This is a genomic window from Neptunomonas sp. (genome assembly GCF_041601355.1).
In the GTDB taxonomy this organism is placed as follows: domain Bacteria; phylum Pseudomonadota; class Gammaproteobacteria; order Pseudomonadales; family Balneatricaceae; genus Neptunomonas.
Window position 1 is genome coordinate 39,300 of record NZ_JBFIIH010000009.1, and the last position, 17,228, is coordinate 56,527.

At 46.7% G+C, this 17,228-nt stretch carries 19 protein-coding genes; 14 read left to right on the plus strand and 5 right to left on the minus strand.

All coding sequences use genetic code 11. The annotated features are described in order from the left end of the window. Positions 1–20 precede the first annotated feature (20 nt). The 4 genes from ABY436_RS02830 to ABY436_RS02845 all read left to right on the plus strand — a co-directional run bounded on the left by ABY436_RS02830 (position 21) and on the right by ABY436_RS02845 (position 2,391). Positions 21–380: a DUF805 domain-containing protein gene (locus ABY436_RS02830; RefSeq protein ID WP_372737511.1), complete on the plus strand. Its 360-nt coding sequence runs from the start codon at positions 21–23 to the stop codon at positions 378–380. A 64-nt stretch (positions 381–444) separates the two neighbouring features. Next, positions 445–1,002 (plus strand): DUF2799 domain-containing protein, encoded by a 558-nt coding sequence (locus tag ABY436_RS02835; RefSeq protein WP_372737512.1) that lies wholly within the window; start codon positions 445–447, stop codon positions 1,000–1,002. A gap of 74 nt (positions 1,003–1,076) precedes the next feature. Further along, positions 1,077–1,925 carry a fumarylacetoacetate hydrolase family protein gene (locus ABY436_RS02840; protein WP_372737513.1) on the plus strand — a complete coding sequence of 283 codons (849 nt, stop codon included), beginning with the start codon at positions 1,077–1,079 and terminating at the stop codon, positions 1,923–1,925. A gap of 58 nt (positions 1,926–1,983) precedes the next feature. After that, the gene (locus ABY436_RS02845) at positions 1,984–2,391 is read left to right on the plus strand and encodes an ACT domain-containing protein (RefSeq protein WP_372737514.1); all 408 of its coding nucleotides are present in this window, start codon (positions 1,984–1,986) and stop codon (positions 2,389–2,391) included. Positions 2,392–2,521: 130 nt separating this feature from the next. Here the strand turns inward: ABY436_RS02845 and ABY436_RS02850 are convergent, their stop codons facing one another. Continuing rightward, positions 2,522–3,106, minus strand: coding sequence for a superoxide dismutase (locus tag ABY436_RS02850; RefSeq protein ID WP_372737515.1), 585 nt, complete (start codon positions 3,104–3,106; stop codon positions 2,522–2,524). Positions 3,107–3,365: 259 nt separating this feature from the next. Here ABY436_RS02850 and ABY436_RS02855 point away from each other — a divergent pair, with 259 nt between their 5' ends. Next, the gene (locus ABY436_RS02855; protein ID WP_372737516.1) at positions 3,366–3,647 is read left to right on the plus strand and encodes a hypothetical protein; all 282 of its coding nucleotides are present in this window, start codon (positions 3,366–3,368) and stop codon (positions 3,645–3,647) included. 26 nt (positions 3,648–3,673) lie between these two features. On the opposite strand, the gene nudE is transcribed toward ABY436_RS02855, so the two are convergent. Further along, on the minus strand, positions 3,674–4,225 hold the full coding sequence (nudE, locus tag ABY436_RS02860; RefSeq protein WP_372737517.1) for an ADP compounds hydrolase NudE: 552 nt from the start codon (positions 4,223–4,225) through the stop codon (positions 3,674–3,676). A 41-nt stretch (positions 4,226–4,266) separates the two neighbouring features. Between nudE and yrfG the strand changes: the two genes are divergently transcribed. From yrfG to ABY436_RS02880, 4 genes are all read left to right on the plus strand, one after another. After that, positions 4,267–4,950: a GMP/IMP nucleotidase gene (gene yrfG, locus ABY436_RS02865; RefSeq protein ID WP_372737518.1), complete on the plus strand. Its 684-nt coding sequence runs from the start codon at positions 4,267–4,269 to the stop codon at positions 4,948–4,950. Further along, positions 4,943–5,338 (plus strand): ribosome-associated heat shock protein Hsp15, encoded by a 396-nt coding sequence (gene hslR, locus ABY436_RS02870; RefSeq protein ID WP_090730390.1) that lies wholly within the window; start codon positions 4,943–4,945, stop codon positions 5,336–5,338. The genes yrfG and hslR overlap by 8 nt, the downstream gene beginning before the upstream one ends. A gap of 74 nt (positions 5,339–5,412) precedes the next feature. Next, positions 5,413–6,285, plus strand: a complete 873-nt coding sequence (hslO, locus tag ABY436_RS02875; RefSeq protein WP_372737519.1) for an Hsp33 family molecular chaperone HslO — start codon at positions 5,413–5,415, stop codon at positions 6,283–6,285. 176 nt (positions 6,286–6,461) lie between these two features. Further along, the gene (locus ABY436_RS02880; RefSeq protein ID WP_372737520.1) at positions 6,462–8,009 is read left to right on the plus strand and encodes a phosphoenolpyruvate carboxykinase; all 1,548 of its coding nucleotides are present in this window, start codon (positions 6,462–6,464) and stop codon (positions 8,007–8,009) included. Between the two features lie 91 nt (positions 8,010–8,100). Here the strand turns inward: ABY436_RS02880 and ppx are convergent, their stop codons facing one another. Continuing rightward, a complete protein-coding gene (ppx, locus tag ABY436_RS02885; protein WP_372737521.1) occupies positions 8,101–9,621 on the minus strand; it encodes an exopolyphosphatase in 1,521 nt (506 codons plus the stop codon). 185 nt (positions 9,622–9,806) lie between these two features. Between ppx and trxA the strand changes: the two genes are divergently transcribed. From trxA to ABY436_RS02910, 5 genes are all read left to right on the plus strand, one after another. After that, entirely contained in the window at positions 9,807–10,133 is a 327-nt protein-coding gene (gene trxA / locus ABY436_RS02890; protein WP_090730399.1) for a thioredoxin TrxA, read from the plus strand. A 200-nt stretch (positions 10,134–10,333) separates the two neighbouring features. Beyond that, complete coding sequence (gene rho / locus ABY436_RS02895) at positions 10,334–11,593, plus strand: transcription termination factor Rho (RefSeq protein ID WP_372737522.1); 1,260 nt, start codon at positions 10,334–10,336, stop codon at positions 11,591–11,593. 110 nt (positions 11,594–11,703) lie between these two features. Then, positions 11,704–13,200: a 4-hydroxy-3-polyprenylbenzoate decarboxylase gene (gene ubiD / locus ABY436_RS02900; protein ID WP_372737523.1), complete on the plus strand. Its 1,497-nt coding sequence runs from the start codon at positions 11,704–11,706 to the stop codon at positions 13,198–13,200. Beyond that, positions 13,181–14,263: a 2Fe-2S iron-sulfur cluster-binding protein gene (locus ABY436_RS02905; protein ID WP_372737524.1), complete on the plus strand. Its 1,083-nt coding sequence runs from the start codon at positions 13,181–13,183 to the stop codon at positions 14,261–14,263. Before ubiD ends, ABY436_RS02905 begins: the two co-directional genes overlap by 20 nt. Before the next feature lie 238 nt (positions 14,264–14,501). Continuing rightward, positions 14,502–14,954, plus strand: a complete 453-nt coding sequence (locus tag ABY436_RS02910; RefSeq protein WP_372737525.1) for a DUF302 domain-containing protein — start codon at positions 14,502–14,504, stop codon at positions 14,952–14,954. Between the two features lie 129 nt (positions 14,955–15,083). On the opposite strand, the gene ABY436_RS02915 is transcribed toward ABY436_RS02910, so the two are convergent. Continuing rightward, the gene (locus ABY436_RS02915; RefSeq protein WP_372737526.1) at positions 15,084–16,361 is read right to left on the minus strand and encodes a heme biosynthesis HemY N-terminal domain-containing protein; all 1,278 of its coding nucleotides are present in this window, start codon (positions 16,359–16,361) and stop codon (positions 15,084–15,086) included. Continuing rightward, positions 16,361–17,228, minus strand: an 868-nt coding sequence (locus ABY436_RS02920; protein ID WP_372737527.1) for a uroporphyrinogen-III C-methyltransferase, incomplete at its 5' end; no start/stop codon positions are given. The genes ABY436_RS02920 and ABY436_RS02915, both read right to left, overlap by 1 nt.

The following is a 17,228-nucleotide window of genomic DNA, read 5'->3' on the forward strand; positions in this document are numbered from 1 at the left end:
TGAAATGATAAAGGTGAGCTATGGATTGGTATCTTAATGTTATCCGAAAATACACTGTCTTCTCAGGACGGGCATCGCGGGAAGAGTATTGGTATTTCATGCTGATAAATATTCTGTTCACCATTGCTGTGGGGTTTGTCGATCGCTCGATGGGCTGGGGACATGCGTCCGGCGCAGGCATGTTGAGTGGGCTCTACTCTTTGTTTATTTTCTTACCGAGCCTGGCGGTGAGTGTGCGACGTTTGCATGACACCAGCCGCTCTGGCTGGTGGGCGCTGATTGTACTGGTGCCCTTGTTGGGTTGGATAGTGTTGTTGGTGATGATGGCATTGCCGGGTCATGCCGATAATGAATATGGCCCTCGTATTACGCATGTGTAACTCATCAAGGTTAAAGTGCGTTACGCTGTTAGCCACTGTTGCTGTGCTTCAGGGATGCAGCACGATGAATCAATCTGAGTGTCTTCATGCGGATTGGCAATTGATCGGCCAGGCCGATGCATCCAAAGGCGTGCACTCCTCTGTTTTGGATGAGTATCGCAATGATTGTGCAGAATATGCAGTGGTGCCGTCGCGACAAGATTATCACTTGGGTTATCAGCAAGGGTTGAAGCAGTTTTGTACTCGCACCAGCGGTTTTTTTTATGGAAAAAAAGGCAGTAAGTATCGGGGAATTTGTCCGGCTTCGCTCGAAGCTGAATTTCTCGAAGGATATGTCCCGGGTTATGAGTTATTTATGATCAGCGATGTGATGACGCGGTTAAGAATCAGCGTGAGTGATGCTGAACGGGATATTCGCAAAATCAGAAAGCTTATTAGTACCAAAGAGCAGTTGTTGATCAGTGATAAAAGTACCCCGGCTGATCGTCAACGCATATTGGGTGAAATAAAAAGACATCATCGGGAGATCTTCTGGTTACGCCAGGATGCTGATGATTCGCGTTTCAGGCTGATGCGACAAAAATCAGAATACGATCATAAATTACGTACGCTTCCCTATTAGCTGTAATCTTAGCTGCAATCGTAATGGATGAGTGATCCAGTCAGGTAAACAGGAAAACTAACAGGAAACCCGGGATGAAATTAGCATCATTTATAGTAAAAAAACGTTCTTGTTTCGGCTTGGTTGAAGAGGATCGTGTTTATGATTTATCCACTCTGTATCCTGATGCGCCTGACCTGAAAACGTTGTTGGAAAATTTGCCGGATATCACCGCTATAAAAACCAAACTGGCAGATACGGTTTCATATCAGCTTGATGAAGTGCAGCTTTTGCCGGTGATACCGAATCCTGAAAAGATCATCTGTGTTGGGCTTAACTACGAAAGCCATCGCATAGAAACCGGCATGCCAGAAATGAAGCATCCCGTATTGTTTACCCGCTTCACATCAACACAGGTAGCGCATGGTGAACCGATTGTGCGTCCCTATGTTTCTGAAAAGCTCGATTTTGAAGGCGAGCTGGCGCTAATCATCGGGCGGGGTGGTCGTCATATCAGCCGTGAGAATTCATTCCGGCATGTCGCTGGCTATGCATGCTATAACGACGCCAGTATTCGTGATTGGCAGATGCATACCGGGCAGTTCACTCCGGGTAAAAATTTCGATAATACAGGCGCTTTCGGACCCTGGATGGTCACGTCCGATGAGATTGCCGACTTAGCATCACAAACGGTCACAACGCGTTTAAACGGCGAGCAGGTACAGCACGCAGCTTTCTCTGATTTGATTTTTGATATACCTGCATTGATCGAATATATATCTACTTTTTGCACGCTGGTGGCGGGTGATGTCATCGTCACAGGCACCCCCGGTGGTGTCGGCGTGAAACGTAAACCACGCCTTTATATGAAGCCGGGTGATGTGATTGAAGTCGAGATCAGTGGGGTTGGGGTGTTGAGAAACCCGATAGTTAAAGAATCGTAGGATGATATTTATATGAAACGGGCTTGGATAGATAGCGTTTTTATGGGGTGTATGATCAATGTCTGGTGAAACGAATCTGGAAAAACTATTAGCGTCGATGGCTCCAGGATTATCTGATACCGAATATGTTTTCGCTTTAGTGACTGATGCTGATTACCAACAGATAGCTCTATTACAGCCCATAGGTACATTTCACGAAAAAGAAGGTGTGACTGTTATTCTGAAAAAAGAAAAGGCAGATGAATGCAATATTGATTATTCGGGTGTATTTAAGTGCATCACTTTAGATGTTCATTCAAGTCTTGAAGCTGTTGGATTAACCGCGGCAGTTGCTACTCAATTAACCGCGTTTAAAATTAGCGCAAATGTCATCGCTGCTTATTACCATGATCATATTTTTATTAAGTCACAAGATGCTGATAAGGCATTGTCAGCCCTTAATGAGTTGGTAAAGACTGGTCTTTAGCGGTGTGCAATTGTGATTCGATATTTACATCGCTGATCAGGGCGTGGCAGACCAGTAAAAAAGGCCATTGAATGTGAACTCAATGGCCTTTTTTGCATCTGTTAAATCGATGCATTTATCTGGCTAAAACTTACGCACCAAAGTTCTGGTTTGCGAAGTCCCAGTTTACCAGCGCCCAGTAAGCTTTCAGGTAGTCAGGACGGGCGTTGCGGTAATCGATATAGTAAGCGTGTTCCCACAGGTCGCATGTCAGGATAGCGCGCTGACGGTTAGTCATTGGCGTACCAGCGTTGCTGGTGTTAACGATTTCCAGAGAGAAATCGTCGTTTTTAACCAACCACGTCCAGCTTGAACCAAAGTTGTTAACGGCTTTATCGTTAAACTCTGCCTGGAATTCTGCGAAAGAACCCCATTTAGACTTGATCGCATCAGCGATTGGGCCAGTAGGTTCGCCGCCGCCGTTTGGAGAAAGGCTGTTCCAGTAGAACGTGTGGTTCCATATTTGAGCAGCATTATTGAAAACACCGCCTGCGGGTGCAGAGAGGATAATCTCTTCCAGAGATTTGCCTTCAAACTCAGTACCAGGAACCAAACCGTTCAGTTTAGTAACATAGGTGTTATGGTGCTTACCGTGGTGGAAATCCAGCGTTTCAGCAGAGATGTGTGGTTCCAGGGCATCTTTAGCAAAAGGCAGTGCAGGTAGTTCAAAGCTCATTCTATTCACCTTCTTGTCGACACGTTCAGCATATCACTGTAGTTATGGACATCTATTGTTATGGACATAGGCCGGGTGGCCCACGACGTATTTGTAGCTAGATGATATCACCGTTAGATTGTCTTTTCATGACACAATTTGTGTGTGATTAGCCCCTATTGCGACTAAAGTTGGCTGCAATTTGCCGGGCCGCACCATAGAATAGCCAGCCTTCAGGTAAACTGAAGTCCCACTCACCAAAATAAGAACAGAATTTATCATGTCTAAAGTGCTACTTTGGATCTCAGCAGTATTGTTGGCGGTCTACGTGATTAAAACAGAGTATATGACTTCAAAAACCTATGAGCCATTTGTGGCAGGGTGTGTGGCTGCAGGTACTGCTTCAGAGGAGCAGTGTGAGTGTTTAGCCCGTTACATCCATAAGCGTTATAGCGACTTGGATGTACAGGCCATTATGGATAACCGCTTGGGGAATGAGTTGCCGCGCAGCAAGGTTGAGCAGGATATCCGTCAAGGATCACAGCTGTGCGCGAATCCTTAACGCTTTCCTATTAAAAAGATTCCCCGCTATTGGCCTTCAACAGCAAGGAAATGGCGGGTCATATAGAGAGCCGCAATCGCCCGCCCTTCGGTAAATTCATCTTGCAGAACCAGCTCGTCAAGCTGGGCTAGCGGCCAGCGAATAACCTCCATGGGTTCCGGCTCGTCTCCCTCAAGCTTACAGGGATATAGGTCGCGGGCAATGATCACGGTAATACGGTGGCCCATGTAATTGGGTGCTGCCGTCATCTTTTTTAACGTATGTAATCGATTAGCACCAAACCCCGCTTCCTCTTTTAATTCGCGGTCTGCCGCGATATGAGGTGTTTCACCCGGATCGATCAATCCTTTGGGCAGGGTTAGGGTGTAATCATCGATGCCTCCTGCATATTCTCTGATTAGAATCACATGGTCCTGTGCATCAATGGCAACGATCATGACAGCGCCGTTACCGCGCGATGCTAACCGCTCATATGTTCTTTCAACACCGTTACTGAAGCGCAGTTTCAGCTCTTCTACCTGAAAAAGACGGCTGCGTGCGGTGGCAGTGACCTTCAAAACCTCGGGTTTCACGGGCATACTGGTGTCCATTCTGATGGGTTGATATAAAAGGCATTAACGTGATTGTACCTGCTACGCTGGATTGGTCCAATATTGATACTGTGTTGTTAGATATGGATGGCACATTACTGGATCTGCATTTTGATTCTTACTTTTGGCTGGAGCATCTGCCCACCCGTTACGCGGATATTCATCAAATGGACGCGCAGGCCGCACGAGACTGGTTGCACACGCGTATTATGCAGGAGCAGGGCACACTGAATTGGTACTGTTTGGATTACTGGTCGCGTGAATTGAACGTTGACATTGTCGCTTTAAAAAAAGAAGTGGCAGACCGTATCGCTTTCAGACCGCATGTGCAGGATTTTCTACAAAAAGTCAGAGAAGCATCATTGCGCGCTGTGATCGTGACAAACGCACATCGGGGCAGTCTTTCGCTGAAACTGGATAAAACTGATTTGGCAGATAGAGTCGATGCCATCGTTTGCTCCCACGATTTTGGTTTGCCTAAAGAAGATCCGGCATTCTGGGTAAAACTGCAGAAAGTTGAACCTTTTAACCCTCAGAGGACTCTTTTGATAGATGATAGTTTGTCGGTACTGGCATCGGCACAAGCCTACGGTATCCGTTACCTGCTGGCGATCTCTCAGCCTGACAGCCAGAACCCGGCACGTGAGATTGATGAATTCGGTGCAGTTGAACACTTTAATGAACTTGAGCCCGGAGGTTTAAAGGATGACTGATCAAGCGAAAATTCGTCTGGATAAGTGGTTGTGGGCGGCTCGTTTTTATAAAACCAGGGCGATTGCTAAACAGATGGTGGAAGGCGGCAAGGTGCATTATGAAGGGCAGCGGGCAAAGTGCAGCAAAATAGTGGAGTTAGGTGCCTCGTTGCAGATCCGCCAGGGGTTTGATCAGCGGGTTGTGATCGTTAAAGCCTTGTCCGAACAGCGCCGCGGTGCGGTTGAAGCACAGCTGTTATATGAAGAAACAGCGGAGAGTATCGAGCGACGGGAAAAAGAGACGTTACAACGTAAAGCGATGAAGGGCGCTGAATTAAGCCCCGGGCATAAGCCTGATAAGCGCAGCCGTCGCCAGCTATTGGAAGTGAAAGAGTTGCAAAGAGGCTGACTGTCAGGAATCTTAAAAGGTTTGTGATAAAATAGCGGCTAATAATTTCTGTTTATAAGTGAGAAGCTGGCCATATGAGTAACCCTGATCAAATTCAGCGTATTTTATTTGATGATCTCGATATCCGAGGTGTGTTAGTTGGGTTGGATAAAACCTATCAGGATATTTTGGCGCTGCATGAGTACCCACCTGCCATTCGCAATGCGTTGGGTGAAATGCTGGCGGCTGTTGCTCTGCTGAGCACGACGCTGAAGTTTGAAGGGCGTCTGTTGTTACAAGCACAGGGGAGCGGAAATGTCAGTGCCTTGATGGTGGAAGTGAATAACAAACGTCAATGCAGAGGAATCGCTCGATATGAAGGCAAGATCGATGATAATGCCAGTATTATTGATCTGATTGGCGATGGCCATCTGGTGATTACTATCGAGCCGGAAACCGGGCAGCGTTATCAAGGGATAGTGCCTTTGGAAAAAACAACTCTGGGCGATTGTTTAACCGATTATTTCATCCGATCTGAGCAGCTGCCGACTCAAATTCACCTGGTGGCGGATGAAAACCGGGCGGCGGGATTTTTGCTGCAGGTTATGCCTGCAGCCGGTACGGCAGAAAATGATTGGGGCCACATTGAGCAGATCGGTGCAACGCTGAAAGCGGAGGAACTGCTGGCATTAGATAATGAGACATTACTCTTTCGTCTATTCCATCAAGAGAAGTGTCGTCTTTATGAACCCGATTCTGTTGAGTTTAAATGTGATTGCTCGCGAGAGCGCAGTGCCAACACCTTACTGTTTATGACTCAGGATGAACTACTTGAAATTATTGAAAAACAAGGTCTTATTGATGTAGGTTGTCAGTTTTGTCATGCGCATTATACGTTTGACGAGACAGATATACGCGCCATGTTTTCAGATTCGGCACATGTGCCGAAATCAGATCAGATTCATTGAAAAGGCAGGGATGGTTGTCGAACGGCGTAACTGATGTTTTGCGCATGGCATAAATCACCGCTTTTTGTAATAATACGCATCCCCAAATAATTACTCACTGTCGATAATACGCAGAATAAAGGGGTTTTTTGCTTTTTAGGTAACGTTTTTTGGCGCTGAGCCAAGGGAATCCAGTAATGACCAAAGAAACTCAGAATACCGTACACTTTAATCTGACCCGTGCTGAGCTCGTGGAACAGGCAATCCGCCGTGGCGAAGGTACCTTGGCAGATACCGGCGCTCTGGTTGTCACTACCGGTAAGCGCACAGGGCGTTCTCCAATGGATCGCTTTATCGTAGAAGAGCCAAGTACCGCAGACGCGATTGACTGGGGCAATATCAATCGTCCATTCGATGCTGAAAAATTTGACGCTTTATGGAATCGCGTTGAAGAATATATGGCTGATAAAGAACATTTCGTTTCACATGTTCATGTAGGGTCTGATCCAAGTCAGTATCTGGCTGTAAAAATGTCGACAGAAACAGCGTGGCAGAACTTGTTTGGCCAGAACCTGTTTATTCGTCCACACGAATACAATCCTAAATCCAAAGAAGAGTGGCAGATCATCAATGCTGCTAACTTTGAGTGTGTACCTGAGCGAGATGGCACCAACAGCGAAGGCTGTGTCATTCTTAACTTTGCTAAGCGTAAAGTTTTGCTGGCGGGTATGCGCTATGCGGGTGAAATGAAGAAAGCAATGTTCTCTGTACAGAACTTTCTGCTTCCTGAAAAAGATGTTCTGCCGATGCATTGTTCAGCGAACATTGGCGAAGATGGCAATACAACGTTGTTTTTCGGTTTATCCGGTACGGGTAAAACTACCTTGTCTGCAGATCCGACATGTTACCTGATTGGTGATGATGAGCACGGCTGGGGCAAGGGTGTTGTATTCAACCTGGAAGGTGGTTGCTATGCGAAAACAATTAACCTAAGTCAGAAAAACGAACCGATCATCTGGGATGCTATCCGTTTTGGTGCGATCGTTGAAAACGTAACCCTGGATGCGAACCGCAAAGCTGATTACGATGATACATCGCTGACTGAAAATGGTCGTTGTGCTTACCCGCTGGAACATGTTGAAAAACGCTCTGCTACTAATATGGGTGGCGAGCCTAAAGCAGTTGTCTTCCTGACATGTGACCTGACGGGTGTATTACCTCCCGTGTCTATTTTGACAAAAGAAGCCGCGGCTTATCACTTCTTGTCTGGTTATACCGCATTGGTAGGATCTACTGAAATGGGTTCTGGTGGTGGTATTAAATCGACTTTCTCTACCTGTTTTGGTGCGCCTTTCTTCCCGCGTCCTGCGCGAGAGTATGCTGAATTGTTGATGAAGCGTGTTGAAGAGTTCGGCTCGCAGGTGTATCTGGTAAATACCGGTTGGACAGGCGGTTCTTACGGTACCGGTCAGCGTTTCAGCATTCCTACGACACGTAGTGTTATTGCTGCAATCCAGAACGGATCTTTGAAAGGTGTCGAGACTCAGCAATTGCCGGGTATCAACTTGACCGTTCCTACGTCAGTTCCGGGTGTTGATTCAGCATTGTTGAATCCCCGTGATACCTGGGCAGACAAATCAGCTTATGATGCAGCAGCACATGATTTGATTGGTCAGTTTGTTAGCAACTTCACTAAGTTTGAAGGTGTTTCTGCTGATATTATTGCGGCAGGCCCTACAGCGTAACGGATAACCGATATAAAAAAAGCCTCTGCTTACTGTGTAAGCAGAGGCTTTTTGGTTTTTGCTTGATGTTACAACGAAAGGCGGGGCTGTTTTAACAAATGCTAAGCTTGATATCGGCGTTCTTCAGATAGTCGATTTCCTGCTCAAGATCTGCTTGTGTTAATGGATGGTTAGCTAAAGCACCGTCAGCAAAAGAGAGAGAAAGTTTTTTACCTTCTGCTTTTAATGTGACGACCGGAATGGTCACGCCGCTGCGGCTACGGTGCAGAATAACTGATAGTCTGAGTAGTATGCATAAGCGTTTATAAGCTTGTTTGCGATTATCTGGTAGCTGTTTAAAGTCATCTTTGGGAAACTTGCGTCGGCTTCCGCGTACTAAAAATGAAAGCAGCTGCTGTTCGGGGTTAGTGAAGCCTGCAAGGTCGGAGTGGCGCAACAGATAGGCACTATGCTTATGAAACTGGTTGTGCGCGATGGTTAAACCGATTTCATGTGTGCGAGCGGCCCAGCTAAGCATCTCTTGATAAGCGTGAACATCAAGCTCCCAGCTATTTTTTACCTGTGACAGTGCATTGATGGCGGTGTGTTCAATGCGCTGCGCGTGGGGTTCATCAACGTGATAGCGCTTCATTAGTGCCGATATGGAGCGTTCTCTGATATCTTCATGGCGTAAACGCCCCGCCATGTCATAGAGCAACCCTTCACGAAGAGCGCCATCAGAAAAAGTCATCTCTTCAATTTCAAGTGAATGGAAAAGCGCGATAAGAATGGCTAAACCTGCTGGTAAAATGGCGGTTCTTTCTGCTTTTACGCCGTCAATCTCAAGTTCAGAAAGATTCTCGAATGTCAGAATTTTCTGTTTCAGTTGTTCCAGCGCCGGGCGGGTGACACTCTCCTCACTAAAACCATTGGCGATACAGGCATTTTTGATTGCCTTTATAGTGCCTGAAGAGCCTACACTGCTGGTCCATCCGAGCTTTTTATAGCGCTCGCGGATAGGTAATAGCTCACGCATAGCCGCGTGCTCTGCATGTTTGAAGTTCTTTTCAGTGATGCCGCCATTGCTGAAAAAACGGTGTGTATAACTGACGCAGCCCATTTGCAGGCTTTCCATCTCAAGTGGTTCAAAATGCTCGCCGATAATACACTCTGTACTGCCACCGCCAATATCGATTACCAGACGCGAGCCGGTCGTATTCGCCAGGGTGTGGGATACGCCTAAATAAATAAGTCGCGCTTCTTCACGGCCCGCAATTATTTCAATGGGTACGCCGAGTATCTTTTCGGCTTGCTGGGTAAAGATGTAGCTATTTGAGGATTCACGCAAAGCGCTGGTGGCTACAATTTTTACAGCATCGCGTGGCAGGTCACTGAGAAGCTGGGAGAAACGACTTAAGCAGGCCAGGCCGCGCTCCATTGCTTCGAAAGAAAGTCGCTTATGAGAGTCTATATCTGCCGCCAGCTGGACTTTTTCTGACATGATATCGACAGTCGATAGCTCTCCCTGAGAGAGGCGGGCGACAACAACGTGAAAACTATTTGAGCCCAGGTCAATGGCAGCGAGTAGTGAATCGTCAGATACCTGGTCTGCAGGGTGCTCTGTGTTGGACATTTAGGCGATCTTCTCTATTATCAATAGCAGCATGAAAGATCACAAGAGTAGCAGAAGAGGAAGGTATATACAGTGAGTTGCGGCAATGAATGGACGAAGAGAGTTCACATTTAATTCTTTCTGGTGGTATCATCATGCTTTGTTTTGCAAGCACTCAGCGTTTCTGGTGCGTTTGGAGAGGTTAAATGAGCGAAAATATCGTTAATGTTAGTGATGCATCATTTGAAGAAGATGTCCTGAAAGCAGACAGTCCGGTTTTGGTCGACTATTGGGCAGAATGGTGTGGTCCATGTAAAATGATCGCGCCTGTGTTGGAAGAGATCGCTAAGGAGTACGACGGTCGTCTCAAAATTTGTAAATTGAATATTGATGAGAACAGCGAAACTCCACCTAAATTTGGTATCCGTGGTATTCCAACCCTGATGCTTTTTAAAGGCGGTAACGTTGAAGCGACTAAAGTAGGGGCGCTGTCTAAATCGCAGTTATCTGCTTTTATCGACGCAAACCTGTAAGTTTGAGAAAAACGGGGAAGAAATAGCTGTTTTAATCATTATCTTCTCCGTTTTACTAGACACCCGCGATACAACCTTCTATATTTGTCCTGTCTGGCGCTCCTTATCAATCTTTGAGCGTTCCGGTTTTTGCATTTACTCTTTCGTATCTATCCCCTTTTTTCAATTTTCTTCCTACTCAGTTACTCACCTCAAAATATATGAATCTTACCGAATTAAAAACTAAAAGCGTTCCTGACCTTCTTGATATCGCACAGGAAATGGGCCTCGACAATCTGGCCCGCTCTCGTAAACAAGATGTAATCTTTGCCATCCTGAAAAAACACTCTAAAAGCGGTGAAGATATTCACGGTGATGGCGTGCTGGAAATTCTTCAGGACGGCTTCGGTTTCTTGCGCTCTGCTGACTGCTCATATCTGGCCGGACCCGATGATATTTATGTTTCGCCCAGTCAGATCAGACGCTTTAATCTACGTACCGGTGATACGATTTCCGGTAAAATTCGCCCTCCTAAAGACAGTGAGAGATATTTTGCGCTGCTCAAAGTTAATGAAATTAACTTTGATCGTCCGGAAAATGCGAAAAACAAAATTTTATTTGAAAACCTGACGCCTTTATTTGCGCAAAAGCGTTTGCGTATGGAGCTGGGCAACGGCAGTACAGAAGATATTACTGCACGTATACTCGACTTGGTCAGCCCGATGGGTAAAGGTCAGCGTGCTCTGGTTGTTTCTCCGCCAAAAGCGGGTAAAACTTTGATGCTGCAGAATATTGCTAACAGCATCACACGTAACAACCCTGAATGTCATTTGATCGTACTCTTGATCGATGAGCGTCCTGAGGAAGTAACTGAAATGCAGCGTACTGTGCGCGGCGAAGTTGTTGCTTCTACCTTTGATGAGCCGCCAGCACGCCACGTGCAGGTAGCTGAGATGGTGATCGAGAAAGCGAAGCGTTTGACTGAGCACAAGAAGGATGTGGTTATTCTGCTTGATTCGATTACGCGTTTAGCGCGTGCTTACAACACCGTGATTCCTTCTTCCGGTAAAGTCTTGACCGGTGGTGTGGATGCACATGCACTGGAGCGTCCTAAACGTTTCTTTGGTGCTGCACGTAACATCGAAGAGGGCGGTAGCTTAACAATTATAGCAACGGCGCTGGTCGATACCGGTTCGAAGATGGATGAAGTTATCTTTGAAGAGTTTAAAGGTACCGGTAACTCTGAAGTGCACCTTGACCGCAAAACAGCAGAGAAGCGTATCTATCCTGCTATTAATATCCGTCGTTCAGGGACGCGCCGCGAAGACTTGCTAACGACTGAAGATGAATTACAACGTATGTGGATTCTGCGTAAGTTGCTGGATTCTATGGATGACTCAGCGGCAACTGAGTTTGTTATCGATAAGCTGAAAGACTTCAAGACAAATGATGAGTTCTTCCAGTCGATGCGTCGAAAGTAGATTGATTTATAAGAAAAGGGTGAGCTTGTGCTTGCCCTTTTTTATGCGCAGCGTTGTAGATTATGCTGTAAATAACCTTGTCCCTGCTTGTATAAAAAGAGCGCTAACTGATGTCGAATCTTAAATATAAAGACCTGCGAGATTTTATTTCTGTTCTGGAATCCAGAGGCGAACTTAAGCGGATCAGGCAAGAGATAGATCCGAATCTTGAAATGACTGAAATATGCGACCGGACATTACGAGCAGGTGGACCGGCGCTGTTGTTTGAGAATCCTAAAGGTTACCACTACCCGGTATTAGCTAATTTGTTTGGTACGCCCGAGCGAGTGGCGTTGGGTATGGGCGAGGAGAGCGTTACCGCACTGCGTGAAGTGGGTAAGGTGCTTGCTATGCTCAAAGAACCCGAGCCACCTAAAGGGATGAAGGATGCCTGGGATAAGCTGCCGATTTTCAAACAAGTTCTGAATATGGGGCCTAAAGTTGTTAAAAAAGCAGCTTGTCAGGCCCATGTTATCGAAGGTGATGCCGTTGACTTAAGCACCTTACCTATTCAGACATGCTGGCCTGGGGATGCAGGGCCATTGATTACCTGGCCATTAGTTATTACCCGTGGGCCGAATAAAGAGCGGCAGAATCTGGGCATTTATCGCCAACAGGTGATAGGAAAAAATAAGCTTATCATGCGTTGGTTGGCGCATCGTGGCGGCGCACTTGATTTTCGTGAATGGAAGGAAAAGCATCCGGGTGAAAATTTCCCTGTGGCTGTTGCGTTAGGTGCTGATCCTGCGACAATTTTAGGTGCGGTTACGCCGGTACCTGATACGCTATCTGAATATGCTTTTGCGGGCCTGTTGCGTGGTGGTAAAACAGAGGTGACATCCTGTATTGGGAGTGATCTTCAAGTGCCTGCCAGTGCCGAATTTATTCTTGAAGGTTATATCGCGCCGGATGAGATGGCAGAAGAAGGGCCTTTTGGCGATCATACCGGCTATTACAATGAAGTTGATAGTTTTCCTGTCTTCACGGTGGAGCGTATCACCCATCGGGATACGCCTATTTACCACAGTACTTACACCGGCCGTCCACCAGATGAGCCTGCCATCTTAGGCGTCGCACTTAACGAAGTGTTTGTGCCTATTTTGCAGAAGCAGTTTCCTGAAATAGTAGATTTTTACCTGCCACCGGAAGGATGTTCTTACCGCATGGCGGTTGTGACGATGAAAAAACAGTATCCCGGGCATGCAAAACGGGTAATGTTGGGCGTCTGGTCGTTTTTGCGTCAGTTTATGTATACAAAGTTTGTTATTGTTTGCGATGATGATGTTAACGCAAGAGACTGGAATGATGTGATATGGGCGATCACCACCCGTATGGATCCATCGCGCGATACTCTGTTGATCGACAATACGCCGATAGATTATCTGGACTTTGCCTCTCCGGTCTCAGGGTTGGGTTCTAAAATGGGGATGGATGCGACGAATAAATGGCCCGGTGAAACTACCCGGGAGTGGGGTGAGCCTATCCAGATGTCTGATGATGTCAAACAACGGGTTGATCAGCTCTGGGATGAGTTGGGAATTTTCAGTGATGACAGCACATCAGGTTAATATCAGCAAGCGTTACCAGATATGCTTGAATGATCGCCTACAGCTATTAGAATGTAACCCCGACGAAACGCTACTTCAGGTTATCGAGCGTTATGGTTATCGTATGCCTAGAAGTTGTCAGAACGGTGTTTGCCAAATATGTGAATACCAACTGCTATCGGGTGAAGTGTGGCAGCGTTATCCGGAAAAACATTTGTTGGCCGGGCATGACTCATCAGAAAATAATACACAAACCCCAGTGCTTGGCCTGGCTTGTACGTCAGTAGCCATGAAGGATTGCAGGGTTAATATTAAAGGGCTAAAGGGTCCTGGAGAACAAGATTTGAAACGTCTGAAGTGTGATATTGCGAAGGTAGAGAAGATCAGCAAGGATGTCTATCGTGTATCGTTGGTGCTGCCAGCGACAGCTTCTCAGTCGGTGACCTATTTTGCGGGTCAGTATCTTGACATTGTTATGCCGGATGGCCAGCAAGCCTCGTTTTCGATTGGCAGTGCACCTGAAGCGGCGCGCAACCTTGAGTTGCATGTCAGGCATGCGCCCGGAAGTAAACTATCCAGCGCTATTTTAGCCTTATTGCAAACCAGTAAAAGTGTTGAGGTTGAGCTGCCAAAAGGAGATTGTTACCTGCAAGCCGGGAAGCTGCAAGCTGATCAGCCAATTATATTGGCCGCCGCGAGCACGGGTTTCTCTCAGGTCAAAAGCATCATGGAACATCTGCTCGCCAGTGGTGTGAAAAACCCGATACATCTTTATTGGGGTGCGCGCGTCGCTGCTGATCTGTATCTGCCGGAGCTGCCTAAGCAGTGGGCGGCAGAAAACGATAATGTTACTTATCATCCAGTCGTCAGTGAGCCGGGCGACAGCTGTGGTTGGACAGGTCGGGTAGATTTATTGCCGGATGCCATTGGACAGGATTTTGATTCGTTGGAAAATGTGAGTGTTTATACCAGTGGATCGCCTGCGATGGTGTATGCGCTTTTGGATGCGCTTGAAGCTAAGGGGCTGAACGAGGCACAGATGCATTCCGATGTATTTTCTTATGCGCCACGTCCGGTAAAGTAGTTACTGATTTATGTTTTGTGTTTCTGAAAAGCCGGTTTACTGACCGGCTTTTATGTATTTATAGAATGTCAGGAGCGGTTGAAGAAGGTCTTCGCTATGATGAACTTTTGCATCTAAGTGGCAGTCAAAAGTAAAACTTCTGATTTATTAGTCTTTTTGATTATCAGAAGAGTTTTTATCAAAAAAAGCAGCCGCCAGATGATTTTTGTTGCCTCGGGAAAATAAAAAAGGATTTAATATGCGAATTTTCTTAATAGCTATGCTCTCAATTTTTGCGCTTTCTTCACCGGCATTTGCTGATAATGGCCTTGTCAGTGTGAAAAGCGCCCATGATGTAAAAGAAACAGCCGACCGCCTCGAAGCGGTGTTAGAAAACAAAGGCATGAATGTTTTTGCACGAATAGACCATGCGGCGGGTGCTGTAAAAGCTGAGATGCAGCTACGCCCAACCGAGTTGGTTATTTTTGGTAATCCTAAGGTGGGTACGCCACTGATGTTATGTGATCAACATGCCGCGATTGACCTTCCACAAAAAGCGTTGATTCATGAAGATGCACAAGGACAAGTCTGGTTGAGCTATAACAGCCCTGCATACCTGGCTGAGCGCCATCAATTAGAGGAATGCGCAGCTGTGCTTATGAAAGTGGAGAATGCACTGAGCAGCTTTGCGGCCGCTGCTACACAGCCATAGGCAGCAGGCAGTCGGACTTAACGACCGCCCCAGGCCAGTCTTCAAGAAAAGAAGGGAAGTCTATTTTACAGGCATAAAAAAACCGAAACAGTGTTTCGGTTTTTTTGTGCCTTGAAGAGAGCCGTTAGCTTAAGTGTGGCTTGGGCTGCTTTCTTTGCTCTGCTCCTCCTCAGGATCTGGTTTTTGCAGAGGCGTTAAGTCATTTCCCATCAATGCTAATCCATCCTGCATGACGCTGAGTGAGCGCTTGTTATCACCTAAATGTTGCAGCAGGCGCGTTAGCTCGTTGTATGTTTCCGGACGTTTCTCAAGGGCCAGACTTTCTTCCATATAGTCGACGGCTTTTCCCCATTGCTCATTGCGCATGGCCAATCGGCCCAGTGTGAGCTTGAGTGCCGCACTATCGGGGTTCTTTTTCAGCCAGCCTTTCGCTACTTCCAGCTGTTTATGTGCATCTTCACCCTTAACGCGACCATACAGATTAACCAGATCTTCATCCCATTCGCGCTTAATCTGATCGCGTAGGAAGCTTTCTGCTTTATCTTCAGATCCGGCAGTAATCAGCTGTGCAATATAGCGCTGAATCATCGCTTTATCATGGGACAGCGATGAAGGCAGGCTTTTCCATTCTTTAGTGAGTGCTTGCAGACGGGTATCGTTATCCGCTTCTGCCGGTAGCTTGGCGAGTGTGCTGCCGAGCAGTTCGGAATAACAGGTTTGTTCCAGTGCCGCAATCTCCTCTTCTTTCAGAACTTTATGTTTGCGAAGTTCCGGGATCAGATTGGTGAGACCGTGCCAGTCTTGCAATCTCACGTAGACGTCTTTAAGTAAGCGCATTACATAAGTGTGTTTTGGTGCGAGCCGGCGTAGGCGTAACAGTGCCGCCAGGCAGGGCTCCAGTTGTCCGCGTTCAAGCTGGATCTGTACCTGTGTAATACTGATAGCGATTTCTGCCTGAGGGACGCTGTTGCGCGCCTTTTGCAGCAGTTCGTCGGCGGCCCCGTCTTCACGTTGTTCATGTGCCGCACGAGCAGCCGCAATATAGTTGATCAGCGGTTGATCTGAGCTATCCGCTGCCTGGGTGAGCAGGCGTTGAGCTTGCCACCATTTGCCTTCGGAGAATGCCAGCAGGCCTTTCAGGGTTTTTCCATGCGCTTGGCGGGCTCCACGGCGCTCACGCCATTCGCGGAACTTCTCGGTTGGCAGGCGAGCTTTAAAGAAAATATTAACGGCTATATGTAATGCAATAAAGCCGATAGAGAGAATCACCAGTAGAACCCATAGGCTGGTTTCCATGGTGCTTTCATCATAGGAGATTAATACATAGCCGGGATCTTTGACCATTTTTTCGCCGATCCAGGCTCCCGCAGCAAGAATAACCAGAAGCAGCAGAAATAATCTTTTCATTAGGCTGCTCCTTCTTCCTTAAGTTTGGTTACTTGTTTCAAGTAGGTTTTCAGCGCATTCAGTGAGCCGCTGATATTTGGCATCTCAGGTGATATTTTCAGCTCTTTCAGTTCAGTGATACCGCGCAGTAAAGCTTGGGTTGTGGCGTCTTTTTCTTCAAAGTAAGTACTTGTCCACTCTTCAGCTTTAGCAAGGCTGCGGTCAAATGCGATCTGATTTTTCTGTAGTAATGCCAATTGAGCCTGCTCCAGCATCAGATGCAAATTCTGCTGTAAATAGTAGTTCTGCTCTGGTGATAGTAGTGGTTCAATGGGTTCGTCACGGTGCTGGACAACCACCAGTTTTTCTACTTTATCCACCGCTTTAGCCCAGGACTCTTTTAAGCCGCTGCTCCAGGTTTCGCTCATGGCTTCTGGCGTTATTTCTTCGATCAGAGAGGGTAGTTTGTTTTTGTCTGTCAGTGGGACTAAGCGTAAGTTGCTGATCTGTTCAGTCAATGCCGCCAGTTTGAGATAGGAGCCTTCAAGATCATAAGTCGGTACAGATTCAAGGGCGGCAATATCTGATGCGAGAGTTTTACGCACCGCATAAATAGAAACATCGTCGGTTTCTTTAAGAATTTTGTCAGCAGACTTCAGCAATGACAAAGCACCGGAAGACGTGTTCTCCATCAGAATGCGTTGGTTGGCCAGTCTGAGTAGGTATTCGACCTCTGCTAATAGCCAGTCTTTGCGCGTGTTAGTCTGTTTAGCGGTCACTTGTTGAATGCTTTCTGTCAGACGTGTTTGTAACTCCTCAATCCCCTGCTGTTCTTTTGAAGATTGGGACTGTAGTAGCGTGAGGTTCTGATTAACCGAAGCAACCTGA